The organism is Hyphomicrobium denitrificans 1NES1, from assembly GCF_000230975.2.
Taxonomy (GTDB): domain Bacteria; phylum Pseudomonadota; class Alphaproteobacteria; order Rhizobiales; family Hyphomicrobiaceae; genus Hyphomicrobium_B; species Hyphomicrobium_B denitrificans_A.
The window spans coordinates 1,446,007-1,458,193 of the sequence record NC_021172.1; the positions used below are offsets into that span (position 1 = coordinate 1,446,007).

At 60.0% G+C, this 12,187-nt stretch carries 11 protein-coding genes and 1 tRNA gene; 9 read left to right on the forward strand and 3 right to left on the reverse strand.

The annotated features are described in order from the left end of the window. Positions 1 to 46 precede the first annotated feature (46 nt). Positions 47 to 463 (forward strand): hypothetical protein, encoded by a 417-nt coding sequence (locus HYPDE_RS06815; RefSeq protein WP_244437794.1) that lies wholly within the window; start codon positions 47 to 49, stop codon positions 461 to 463. A 24-nt stretch (positions 464 to 487) separates the two neighbouring features. On the opposite strand, the gene HYPDE_RS06820 is transcribed toward HYPDE_RS06815, so the two are convergent. Beyond that, the gene (locus HYPDE_RS06820) at positions 488 to 1,252 is read right to left on the reverse strand and encodes an arginyltransferase (protein ID WP_015597675.1); all 765 of its coding nucleotides are present in this window, start codon (positions 1,250 to 1,252) and stop codon (positions 488 to 490) included. A 253-nt stretch (positions 1,253 to 1,505) separates the two neighbouring features. Next, positions 1,506 to 1,736 (reverse strand): hypothetical protein, encoded by a 231-nt coding sequence (locus HYPDE_RS06825; RefSeq protein WP_015597676.1) that lies wholly within the window; start codon positions 1,734 to 1,736, stop codon positions 1,506 to 1,508. Between the two features lie 395 nt (positions 1,737 to 2,131). On the opposite strand from HYPDE_RS06825, the gene HYPDE_RS06830 reads away from it, so the two are divergent. From HYPDE_RS06830 to HYPDE_RS06840, 3 genes are all read left to right on the forward strand, one after another. Further along, the gene (locus tag HYPDE_RS06830) at positions 2,132 to 2,338 is read left to right on the forward strand and encodes a hypothetical protein (protein WP_015597677.1); all 207 of its coding nucleotides are present in this window, start codon (positions 2,132 to 2,134) and stop codon (positions 2,336 to 2,338) included. A gap of 83 nt (positions 2,339 to 2,421) precedes the next feature. After that, on the forward strand, positions 2,422 to 3,711 hold the full coding sequence (locus HYPDE_RS06835; RefSeq protein WP_015597678.1) for an O-acetylhomoserine aminocarboxypropyltransferase: 1,290 nt from the start codon (positions 2,422 to 2,424) through the stop codon (positions 3,709 to 3,711). A 21-nt stretch (positions 3,712 to 3,732) separates the two neighbouring features. Beyond that, the gene (locus tag HYPDE_RS06840) at positions 3,733 to 4,053 is read left to right on the forward strand and encodes a hypothetical protein (RefSeq protein WP_015597679.1); all 321 of its coding nucleotides are present in this window, start codon (positions 3,733 to 3,735) and stop codon (positions 4,051 to 4,053) included. Positions 4,054 to 4,110: 57 nt separating this feature from the next. On the opposite strand, the gene HYPDE_RS06845 is transcribed toward HYPDE_RS06840, so the two are convergent. Then, the gene (locus HYPDE_RS06845; protein WP_041320966.1) at positions 4,111 to 5,925 is read right to left on the reverse strand and encodes a PHA/PHB synthase family protein; all 1,815 of its coding nucleotides are present in this window, start codon (positions 5,923 to 5,925) and stop codon (positions 4,111 to 4,113) included. 384 nt (positions 5,926 to 6,309) lie between these two features. Here HYPDE_RS06845 and HYPDE_RS06850 point away from each other — a divergent pair, with 384 nt between their 5' ends. From HYPDE_RS06850 to HYPDE_RS06870, 5 genes are all read left to right on the forward strand, one after another. Continuing rightward, positions 6,310 to 7,536 (forward strand): LL-diaminopimelate aminotransferase, encoded by a 1,227-nt coding sequence (locus tag HYPDE_RS06850; protein ID WP_015597682.1) that lies wholly within the window; start codon positions 6,310 to 6,312, stop codon positions 7,534 to 7,536. Positions 7,537 to 7,546: 10 nt separating this feature from the next. Then, entirely contained in the window at positions 7,547 to 8,872 is a 1,326-nt protein-coding gene (locus HYPDE_RS06855; RefSeq protein WP_015597683.1) for a homoserine dehydrogenase, read from the forward strand. Positions 8,873 to 8,922: 50 nt separating this feature from the next. Continuing rightward, the gene (gene glpX, locus HYPDE_RS06860; RefSeq protein WP_041320967.1) at positions 8,923 to 9,924 is read left to right on the forward strand and encodes a class II fructose-bisphosphatase; all 1,002 of its coding nucleotides are present in this window, start codon (positions 8,923 to 8,925) and stop codon (positions 9,922 to 9,924) included. 104 nt (positions 9,925 to 10,028) lie between these two features. After that, the gene (gene recJ, locus HYPDE_RS06865; protein ID WP_041320968.1) at positions 10,029 to 11,879 is read left to right on the forward strand and encodes a single-stranded-DNA-specific exonuclease RecJ; all 1,851 of its coding nucleotides are present in this window, start codon (positions 10,029 to 10,031) and stop codon (positions 11,877 to 11,879) included. 111 nt (positions 11,880 to 11,990) lie between these two features. Next, positions 11,991 to 12,065, forward strand: a tRNA-Glu gene (locus HYPDE_RS06870). Positions 12,066 to 12,187 lie beyond the last annotated feature (122 nt).

A 12,187-nucleotide genomic window follows, 5' to 3' on the forward strand; every position in this document is an offset into this window, starting at 1 on the left:
TGGGATGGTTCAAAGAGCGACTCGGTTCGCGGTGGCGGCTGTCGTCGTGGGGATCGGGAGCACTGATCTCTGGGCGCAAGGCGCGGACGCAACGTGCAAGAAAGAGGATTTTGAGGCCGTCGTGGAAGCGACGGCGTCGAGCCTGCGCGATCTCAACAGCAAGAATCGGCCTGAGTTCCAGGAAAAGCTCCGAGAGCTAAAGGCGAAGCGCAACTGGACTCAAAACGAGTTCATGGAGAAGGCGGCGCCGTTCGTGCGCGACGACAAGACGGCCGTTTACGATAAATCGACAGATGAACTTCTGTCGGCAATCTCTTCGATGGGGCAGGAGGGGGCGCGCGCTGCGACGCCTGATTGCGCGATACTGCTCGAACTCAGGGCCCGCATGAAAATCCTCGTCGATACGCAGACGGCGAAGTGGGGGTATATGTTCGAGAAGCTCGATGCCGAGCTTGCAAAGTAGACGGGAACTTATCGTGGCAATGTTTTAGAAATCGGTACCATCATCAGGCGCCCGCTCCCAGCGATCCGGCCCGAGACGCTCCTGCGGCTGGAAGCGTGTCTTGTAGGCCATCTTCCTCGAGCCCTCGATCCAATAGCCGAGATAGACGTGCGGCAAGCCGATGCGCCGCGCGAACTCGATGTGCTCGAGGATCATATACGTGCCGAGCCCGGAATCGGAATTAGCAGGGTCATAAAAACTGTAGACCATCGAGATGCCGTCGCTCAGCCGGTCGCACAAGGCCACCGCCTTGAGCGGCCAGGATTCAAATTCGGCGTCGGGCGCGCCCTCGGGCCTTTGGCGATATTCGGTCAGGAAGGTTTCGATGACCGTATCCTCGACCATCATGCGATAGTCGAGCATGGTCATGTCGGCCATGCCGCCGTCGCTGTGGCGCGCATCGATGTAGGCGCGGAAGAGCTTGAATTGCTCTTGTGTCGGAATCGGCGCCGTACGGCGCGCCACGAACTTGGAATTTCGCGACCAGCTTCTGCGCATCGATCGATCTGACTTGAACTCGTTGACGAGCACGCGCACCGATACGCAGGCTTGGCAGCCCTCGCAGTATGGAACATAGGCAATGTTCTGGCTGCGGCGAAATCCGGTGGTCAGCAAACGGTCGATGAGTTCCGGCGGCTTGTCGTGCGTCAGATGCGTAAAAAGTTTGCGTTCAAGCCGGCCGGGTAAATAGGGGCAGGGTTGCGGAGCGGTAACATAGAACTCAGGAAACTTTTTTTGTTGCTCCGTCATTCCGACGCGTCCCTCAGGGGCACAACCCTTTTACAATGATAGAGGGAAGGCCGGGCCATGATCAAGGGATCGGCAGTTACCAGCCAGCACGAATAGTGAATTGGAGGCAAAAAAACAATTTTGCTCAACAAACAATTTTGCTCAACAGTGTGTCCAGCGATCCGGAAACCGCAAAAAAATAAGCAATATGACATGGCGGGCTCGCCGTGCTTTTTCAAGCATGTGGATTGCGGCACAGAACGGGGGACTTCGCTCAAACGCCGAGCGGAGAGATCGGCGCCGTGGTCGCTGGCGTTGTCTTGCGGCCGGTTGCTTCGGCGTTGGTGACGATCGCATAGAGCGCGCATGCCGAAATGATTCCAGCAACGACAATCGCAGCCCAAAGCGCCGACCGTCGTAGAAACCATCCAATTGTTGGAGCCCCGGACGTATCTTTACTGTCCCACGCCGCACTTTGGGCCGAAGAGGCCCCGTAAGTCGTCATCTGCCGCCCTTATATTTGCCTCGGGACTCGCGCCCCACTTCTCGCTCTTAACCCTACTCCTGCACAAGCTGGCACCCGCTCCAACACGCCAAATGCGAATCGTTTGTTGCATTTCGACGACTTATTCTGACCGAAAGCGTATTGCGCGAGGCTGAATTGTGTCCAATCGGATACTTTTTCAGCGCTTTTGCGAGACCAACGGGCAACACTCAGGCGGGCAAATGCGTCTGAGCGCCGTTTAGGCTTTGGATGCGACAGCCGCGTTCTTGTGCAGAGCAAAATTTCGCACATACTTGGAAAATAATCTCGGTGATAAAAAACAGTCTTCGAGGAACCGCCCAGGGCAAGCCCGATCACTCCCGCGAGTGATCGCCAGACTTGGACTTGGGGGGCCTATGATTGAACTCGTCGTCGCCGTCTGCATGATCGACCAGCCGTCCCGCTGCAAGGATGTGACACTCAATTTTGAAGGTGAGAGCGTCACTGCGCAGCAGTGCCTCATGAACGGCCAAATCGAAATGGCGAAGTGGATCGGAGAGCATCCGAACTGGGTGATCCAGAAGTGGCATTGTGGTATCGCGGGCCAGTTCGCCAAGCTTTGAAAAGCTTTTGCAGTTTGGCCGGTTGACAGACCGGCCGGCGCTGCGCTCCCTGGCGGCAGATATCGCCGTTCAGGAGATCTTCCATGAGTCAGTCGCCGACGCTGAAGTTTGCGACCATAGCCGTGCACGCCGGCGCAAGCCCCGATCCAGTGACCGGGGCGCGCGCGACGCCGATCTATCAGACCACCTCGTTCGTTTTCAACGACCCGGATCATGCGGCGGCGCTTTTCAATCTCCAGGCGTTCGGAAATATCTACACGCGTATCAACAATCCGACGCAGGCGGTTCTAGAAGCGCGCATGGCGGCGCTTGAAGATGGAACGGCAGCGCTTGCTGTAGCATCCGGTCATGCAGCGCAATTTCTGGCATTGCATACGCTCCTCGAACCGGGAGATGAATTCGTCGCGGCGCGCCAGCTCTATGGCGGCTCGATCAACCAATTCAACCATTCCTACAAGAAATTCGATTGGCATGTCGCGTGGGCGGATGCGACCGACGCGTCGACCTTCGCACAAGCGATCACGCCGAGAACGCGAGCCATTTTCTGCGAGAGCATTGCCAATCCGGGTGGCATCATCAGCGATCTGCCTGGGATCGCCGAGGTCGCCAAACGCGCCGGCATTCCTTTCATCGTCGACAATACGCTAGCCACACCCTACCTCTGCCGCCCTAAGGAGTTCGGCGCCGACATCGTCGTGCACAGCCTGACAAAATTCATCGGCGGTCACGGCAACTCGATCGGAGGCGTGATCGTCGACTGCGGCACGTTCGACTGGCAGAAGAGTGCTCACCGATACAAATCTCTGGTCGATCCGAACCCGTCCTACAACGGAATGAAGCTGGCGGAGGCCTTCGGCCCGATGGCTTTTGCGATTGCCGCACGCGTGCTCGGCCTGCGCGACCTTGGACCCGCGATTTCTCCCTTCAACGCGTTTCTTATTTTGACCGGCGTCGAGACACTGCCGCTTCGGATTCAGCGTCAGGTGGACAATACGCTCATCGTCGCAAAATGGCTCGAAAAGCAACCGGCGGTCGGTTGGGTGAACTATGCCGGCCTGCCGGGCAATGCCAGCTATGCGCGGCACCAAAAGATTTGTCCAAAAGGTGCCGGTTCCGTCTTCACGTTCGGCCTCAAGGGCGGTTATGAAGCTGGCGTGAGGCTGGTCTCGGCCTTGAAGCTTTTCAGTTTTCTAGCCAACATTGGGGATACCCGAAGTCTCGTCATTCATCCGGCGTCGACAACGCATCGGCAACTTCGCGACGATCAGCGCGAGGCCGCCGGAGCCGGCCCGGATGTTGTCCGCCTGTCACTCGGGATCGAAGATGTCGACGACATCATCTCCGATCTCGACCAGGCGCTTGCCGCGATTTAGAAGTGCCGCCAGGAAGGGGCCATGAACTACCAGCTTGTTTTGCAATTTCAGGGCGACGACGAAGATACGCTCGATAAGGTGATTGAACTCGAAGATCGTCTGATCGACGCACTCGACGGTTCGACGACGGCCGAGGTCGACGGGCATGAGCCGGGCGACGGCGTGATCAATCTCGTCTTGCTCGCAAAGAACGCGACAAAGGTCTGGGAGAAGATCGAACCGATCGTCGAGGGCGCTTCCGACGAACTCGATATCAATGCCGTCGCATTCCGCGCTCTCGACGGCGAGGACTTCACGGTTCTCTGGCCGGTCGATTACGAGGGTGAATTCGAGTTGGCTTGATTGGATGCGCTTTGCGACTCCCCTGCGGGATGCCGGCCGCAAAGCGCGCAGCTCGCCTCAGCGCGCTTTGACGTAGGAGCCCGGTGCATCCTCAATGGCACCGAGCTTCGCCCCCGGCGTGCGCGACTCTATCCAGCCGCCGGACTGCTGCGAAAGCCATTCAATCCAGTACGGCCACCACGACCCGGGAGACGCAGTTGCGGATGCCTGCCAGTCGGCAAGATTCGTCATCATCGTACCCTTGGTCCAATACTGGTACTTGGCCTTGGTCGGGGGGTTGATGACACCCGCGATATGCCCCGATCCTGCGAGGACGAACTCGACGGGTCCGCCGAGCATCTGCATACCGTGGAAGACCGATGCGGCGGGCGCAATGTGGTCATCGCGCGTCGCCACGGAAAAAATCGGAAGCTTGATCTTTTTGAGGTCGAGCTTGATGCCGCCGACTTCCATCTCGCCGTTCGCAAGACGGTTCTCGTTATAGAATTCGCGTAAGTAGAACTTGTGATTGGCGGCCGCCATGCGCGTCGAATCCTGGTTCCAGTACAGGAGATCGAACGGAAACGGCTTTTTGCCGAGCATGTAATTGTTGATAACATAGGGCCAGATGAGATCGCGCGGCCGCATCATATTGAATACGTTGGCCATACGCGATCCGTCGAGAAAACCCTTCTCGGTCATCAGAGCGTCGAGACTGTCGAGCTGGTTGTCGTCGGTGAAGAGCAGCAGGTCCCCGGCGAGCGTGAAATCGACCTGCGTCGTCAACAGCGTGCAGCACTTGAACGGCTCCTCGCCGCGCTGGGCGAGATAGGCAAGGCCGGTCGCCAGCGCCGTTCCGCCGACGCAGTAGCCGAGAACGTTGATTTTCTCGATGCCGGTTTCCTGCTTGGTGGCGCGCACCGCCTCCAGGATGCCTTCGAGAATGTAGTCCTCGAACGTCTTGGCGGCGAGCCTTTCATCAGGATTGACCCAGGAGACGACGAATACCGTAAAGCCTTGATCGACGACGTATTTGATGAAGCTCTTTCCGCTCGTCAGATCGAGAATGTAATACTTGTTGATCCACGGGGGGATCATCAGTAGCGGGCGCTCACGGACTTTATCCGTTGTCGGCGTATATTGAATGAGCTGTAGCAGCTCGTTCTGGAAGACGATCTTGCCGGGAGTCGTCGCTAGGTTGCGGCCGAGTTCAAACGCATTGGCATCGGTCTGGCTGATTTTCATCAGGTCGCCGGAGCGCTGCAAATCCTCGGCGAGCAAATTAGCTCCGTTCAACAGATTGCGCGCGTTCGTTTCGATGGTCTCGCGCAGAACTTCCGGATTGGTCGCGAGGAAATTCGTCGGGGAGTAGGCGCTCGTCAATTGGCGCAGATAGAATTCGGCGCGATGGCGTTCACGCTCGTCTAGGCCCGGCGTTGCCGCCAGTTGATCCTCCGCCCATTTGCAGGCCAGAAGATAAGCCTGTTTGCAAAAATCGAAGAAGGGGTTCTCGCTCCACTCCGGATCTTTAAAGCGATTGTCGCTGGGCGCCGGCTCGATCAGCGGGGCGACCGGCAGGCCAATGGAGCGACTGAGGACGTTGTTCCAGAGGTTTGCGAACTGGCTGAAGAAAAGCGCCTGCGCTTCCGAAAGCTTGACGGGATCGGAAAGCCATGTCCGTAGCAGCGCGGTCAGCGTCTCGGTTGCGGCCGAGAATTCGCTGGCGGGCGTATAGGGACCGATTTTTGCATCCGGCCGTTCGGCGAGTTGAGCCAGCGCGAGACTGCTTCGTTCGTAGGCTCGAAGAAGGTTCGAAGCAAACTCTCCGGGATTGGCGATGAGGTAACGCGACAGGAACGAAGGTGTCTCGGTCTTGTGGCTGTCTTGGGGCATGGCGGCGTTTAAAAACTTTCCAAAATGCGGTGCCCGGCAGTCCGAATGGCTGTCGACCGCTGCCACTTAACCTTGGGCAGACTGCCCTTCCGATGAGGGCCGATCAAGTCGAATCACAAGTGCCGGGCATTGCCTCTAAGTAGGTGCGGCGCACGAAAAACCAGCAAGGACATGGTGGGGTTTTGCGGTGCGCAAAGCGCTTATCTCATATCTTCCGTGCCGTTTCGCGGTCCGTCGCGCCGCAGCACTGGACGGAGCATGGCTGGCAAGCGTAAACAGAGCGGCGGTCGGTGCACTGTCGATATTAACCGATCCCCCGTGCATCCCAGTGCAAGGTGAAACAACTGTGACGCCGACGGAGTGCGGCGTCGAGGGCAAAGACTGTTGAGCGAAGATTTTCACCGCATCAAGCGCCTGCCGCCATACGTTTTCGCGGAAGTTAACCGCCTGAAGGCGGCTGCGCGTGCGCGCGGTGCCGACATCATCGACCTTGGCATGGGCAACCCCGACATGCCGACGCCGCAGCACATCGTCGACAAGTTGGTCGAGACAGTCAATAAGCCGCGAACCCACCGGTACTCCGCTTCAAAAGGCATACCTGGGTTGCGCAAGGCTCAGGCAGCCTATTACGCGCGCCGGTTCGGCGTGAAGCTCGATCCCGAAACCGAGATCGTGGCGACGCTCGGATCGAAAGAGGGGTTCGCCAATATCGCGCAGGCGATTGCCGCGCCGGGCGATGTCGTGCTCGTTCCGAACCCAACCTATCCGATCCACGCTTTCGGCTTCATCATCGCGGGCGCCTCGATCCGCCATCTTCCCGCGAACAACGGCGAGGATTTTCTGCGTGCCATCGATCATGCGGTAAAGCATTCGATCCCCAAGCCGCTCGCGGTCGTCATTTCGTTTCCCTCCAATCCGACCGCGATGGTTGCCGACCTCGAATTCTACAAAGATGCGGTGGCGCTGGCGAAGAAGCACGACATCATCGTTCTGTCCGATATCGCCTATGCCGAACTCTACTATGACGGCGTTCCGCCACCCTCGATTTTACAGGTCCCGGGGGCCAAGGACGTCTCGGTCGAATTCACCTCGCTTTCCAAGACTTACAATATGCCGGGCTGGCGTATGGGCTTCGCGGTCGGCAACGAGCGGCTGATCGGAGCCCTGGCGCGTGTCAAATCCTATCTCGATTATGGTGCGTTTACGCCGATCCAAGTCGCGGCGGCCGCGGCGCTGAACGGTCCCCAGGATTGCGTCGATGAGATCCGCGCCACGTACAAGAGCCGGCGCGACGCGCTTGTCGAAAGCTTTGGCCGTGCCGGCTTTCACATCCCCTCTCCTCCGGCGACGATGTTCGCCTGGGCTCCGGTTCCTGAGCGCTACAGGGAGCTGGGTTCTGTCGAGTTCGCTAAATTGCTGATCGAGAAGGCCGATGTTGCGGTTTCACCGGGCGTTGGCTTCGGTGAGCATGGCGAAGGCTTCATTCGCATCGCGCTTGTCGAGAACGAGCAGCGCATTCGCCAGGCCGCACGATCGATAAAGAAGCTATTCTCGGAAACGAGCCGATCCGAGCATCGAGAAACCCGCCCTCAGAAATCCGCCACACGATAGTCAGCGAGCAATGGAACCCCTTACACTCGGTATAGCCGGAGTTGGCACGGTCGGTGGTGGCCTGCTGGAGCTTCTGACCACGAACGGCGCGCATTTTGCGAACATCGTCGGGCGCGAAATCCGCGTGACCGGCGTTTCGGCGCGCAGCCGCGACAAGCTCAGGGGAGTCGCGATCGGCGGTTTCCAGTGGTTCGACGATCCGGTGGCGCTGGCGAAGGACCCGTCAAACAACGTGTTCATCGAATTGATCGGTGGCGAGGACGGCGTGGCCAAGGCGGCGGTCGAGGCCGCGCTTCAGGCAAAGAAACATGTCGTGACCGCCAATAAAGCTCTGCTTGCAAAGCACGGGATCGAACTGGCGCGGCTTGCCGAGAAGAACGGCGTTGCGTTGAACTTCGAGGCAGCCGTCGCAGGCGGCATTCCGATCATCAAGACGCTGCGCGAAGCGCTGGGCGCGAACCGCGTCCGGCGCGTCTACGGTATTTTGAATGGCACCTGCAACTTTATCCTGACGCAAATGCAGAGCGAGAACCGTCCATTCGCGGAGGTTCTGAAGGAAGCGCAGGCGCTCGGATACGCGGAGGCCGATCCGACGTTCGACATCGGCGGCTTCGATTCAGCGCACAAGCTCGCACTGCTCACGAGTCTCGCTTTTGGGACGAAGGTCGCCTTCGACCAGATCCACGTCGAGGGCATCCAGACGATCACGGAAGCCGACATCGAAGCCGCCGACAGCCTCGGTTACCGCATCAAGCTGTTGGGCGTTGCGGCCGAAACGGAGACTGGCATCGAGGCACGGGTATCGCCGGCTCTCGTCCTTAAAGATTCGGCCATTGCGGAAGTCTCAGGCGTCACCAATGCCATCGCCATCGAGGGCGATTTCTCGGGCAGCATTCTGCTCGTCGGGGCGGGAGCGGGTGCCAAGCCGACGGCATCTGCAGTCGCCGGTGATATTCTCGATATCGCACGCGGCTTGATCGTGCCGCCGTTCGTTACGCCTGTCGCAAAGCTCAAGCCGCATAAGCGTGCCAAGCTCGACCGGCATTACGGGTCCTACTACGTCCGGCTGGCACTCTACGATAAGCCGGGCGCCATGGCCGCGGTCGCCAAGAGCATGGGCGACCAGGGCATCTCGCTCGAGAGCATCGTGCAGCATCGGCCGCAGACTCTGCATGCGCCGCGCACCGCTCCGCAGCGGTCCAAGGACAAGGCACAGCCGGTGATCATCATTACGCATGAGACGACCGAAGAAGCGATGCGCAAGGCGCTGGCGGCGATCGAGAAGGACGGCAACGTCACCGAGACCCCGCAGATGATCCGCATCGAAGAACTGTAGAATTTGAGATTCTGAGCATTGGCCAACATATGGTCCGGAAGGATGAGGATATGAGCAAGGCGGAGCAATCGAACGGGGTGCACGGTCCGGGACTGGAGCGCATCCTGGTGCTGGAATTGGCGCGCGTAACGGAAGCTGCGGCGATTGCGGCGGCCCATCTTCGCGGACGTGGCAACGAAAAGGCCGCCGACAAGGCTGCCGTCGATGCGATGCGCAAGGAGCTCGGCCGTGTCGAGATCCAGGGCACCGTCGTCATCGGCGAAGGTGAAATGGATGAAGCGCCGATGCTCTACATCGGCGAGAAGGTCGGCACCGGCGAAGGACCGGAGGTCGATATCGCGGTCGATCCGCTCGAAGGGACGACGATCTGCGCCAAGGCGATGCCGAACGCGCTCGCGGTGCTTGCCATAGCCGAGCGTGGCGGCTTCCTGCATGCGCCGGACATGTACATGAACAAGATCGCGGTTGGGCCCGGATATCCGGAAGGTGTCGTCGATCTCGATGCGACGCCTGGTGACAATCTCCAAGCTTTGGCCAAGGCCAAAGGCGTGCCGATCAACGAGATCATGGCCTGCATTCTCGACCGTCCGCGGCATGCGGAACTGATCAGGGCCGTGCGCGAAGTGGGCGCCGGAGTGCAGCTCATTCCCGACGGCGACATCGCGGGCGTCATTTGGACGACAGACCCGAAAGAAACCGGCATCGATATCTATATGGGTTCCGGCGGCGCACCTGAGGGCGTGCTGGCGGCAGCGGCGCTGCGCTGCATCGGCGGACAGATCCAGGGCCGCCTCATGCCGATGAAAGACGAAGAGCGTATTCGCGCCGAGAAGATGGGCATCACCGACATCAACAGAAAGTTCAAGCTGGAGGACATGGCTTCCGCTGACGTCGTGTTCTCTGCAACCGGCGTGACCGACGGCTCGCTGCTCAAGGGCGTGCGCATCAGAGGCGATTTCGCCGAGACCGAAACGGTCGTCATGCGCTCCAAGACAGGGACCGTCCGGAGAATCAAGTCGACCGTTCGCAACGTCGGCGCGCGCTTTATCTAGCCATAATCGACAGCGTCTCGGCTGTGGGCGCGTGGCCTGCGGCGTACGTGCGCTTGCGCGAATCGACATACAACTTGGCAACGGGAAGCAGAGGGGGGGCTCCGGTGCGCTCAACAAGTTTGGCGAAGGTCGCATTCGAGAGCCGTGAAGACGGCGCTGCATTTCTTGGAGTTCGGGCGAGCGCACGCGGCTTCCATTGGCGCGAACGTTTGCGACCCGAATTGAGGTCCCTTGCAACGGCGATCGGCCAGCATCACGGCTTGCCCGAGCTGATGGGGCGCATTCTCGCGGCGCGCGGTATTGGTCTTGAGGCCGTCCCCGGCTTCCTCGATCCGACGCTTAAATCGCTGATGCCCGATCCGAGCGCGCTTCGGGACATGGACAAAGCGGCATCGCGGCTCGCTGATGCCATTGAAGCTAGGCAACGGATCGCGATCTTCGGCGACTACGACGTTGACGGCGCCTGCTCCTCGGCACTTCTCAACCGCTTTCTTTCGCACCACGACGTGCCGTCGCGCATCTACATTCCGGACCGACTGTTTGAAGGCTATGGACCGAACGTCGGCGCCATCGAAGCGCTCGTTAATGAAGGCGCCAGACTGATCGTCACGGTCGATTGCGGCACGACAAGTTTCGAGCCGTTGGCGGCTGCGCGTAAGCTCGGCGCGGACGTTGTCGTCATCGATCACCATCAGGCTGACGAGCGGCTGCCGGAGGTCGAAGCGGTCGTCAATCCGAACCGCCAGGACGATGTGTCGGGGCAGGGGATGCTCTGTGCTGCCGGCGTCGTTTTTCTCGTTCTCGTCGCAGTAACGCGCGAACTCAGGCGGCGCGGATTTTACAGATCGACACGAGAACCGGACCTGCTGGCGCTGCTCGACCTCGTGGCGCTCGCGACGGTTGCCGACGTCGTTCCGTTGACGGGCCTCAACCGTGCCTACGTCAAAAAAGGTCTGGCGGTGATGCGCGCCCGTGAGAACGTCGGGCTGACAGCGTTGGCCGATGCGGCGGGACTTACCACCCCGCCAACGCCCTATCATCTCGGATTCATTTTCGGGCCGCGCATCAATGCCGGCGGACGCATCGGCAATGCAGCGCTGGGCGCGACGTTGCTCTCCACGACCGATCCGGTCGAAGCGCAGAAAATCGCCGAGCTGCTCAATCGCCTCAACAAAGAGCGCAAAGACATCGAGACGACGATGCTCGAAGAGGCGCTCGCCATCGCTGACCGGCAGATGACGGACGACCCCTCGCGTGCAATGATCGTCGTCGCATCCGAGACTTGGCATAAAGGCGTTGTCGGACTGGTTGCCAGCCGCCTCGTGGAGCGCTTCCGCAGGCCCGCGTGCGTCATCGCCTGGGAAGCGGAAGCGTCACGATCACATGAGGGGACGGGATCGCTGCGGTCCGTACCTGGTGTCGATCTCGGTTCTGCGGTGCGCGCGGCGGTCGCGGCAGGATTGCTCATCAAAGGCGGCGGCCACGCCATGGCCGCTGGCTTGACTGTCGGGCGGCAGAATCTTGCGGCGCTCGAAACGCATTTCCTTACTCAGCTTGGCACTGTAATGGTGGCTGTAAACGAGGCTGCGGGACTCGACATCGACGCGGCGCTGGTCGCATCCGGTGCCACAGTCGAATTGATGGATCTCATTGAGCGCGTCAGCCCGTTCGGGCAGGGGAATCCGGAAGCTCGCTTCGTGCTGCCGGCGCACCGCGTGAAATTTGCCAAGGTCGTCGGCGATACGCACGCGCGGGTGCTGCTCGAGGGCGGCGATGGAGCCCGTCTCGACGCCATCGCGTTCCGCGCCGCGGGCCAGCCGCTTGGCGACCTTTTGATGTCTGCCGGGGGTATGCCGCTGCATGTTGCGGGTCACCTCAGGCGCGACACCTGGGGCGGTCGCGATCGGGTCGAACTCCAGATCGAAGATGCGGCGGATCCGCGCCGCCAGCCCTGAAATTCGCGCCTGATTTGGACGACCATCCTGTCGCAGGATCGTGCCGATGAGCCACGCTTGCCAAGGACGCCCGAAGCCGACTATAGGGATGCCTTTCCGGACGGCGGCCATGCTCCCTTCGTCTATCGGTTAGGACGTCAGATTTTCAATCTGAAAAGACGGGTTCGACTCCCGTAGGGAGCGCCAGTCACTTTTTTGGTTTTGATTTCGTTGAGTTTTTTTGCCGATTTGGCCGGAACGGGGCGCGAAGGTGGTGTCGGCCCTCCAGCGTGCGGAAATTCAGGCTTGGTGGCGGCCATCACAGCCGC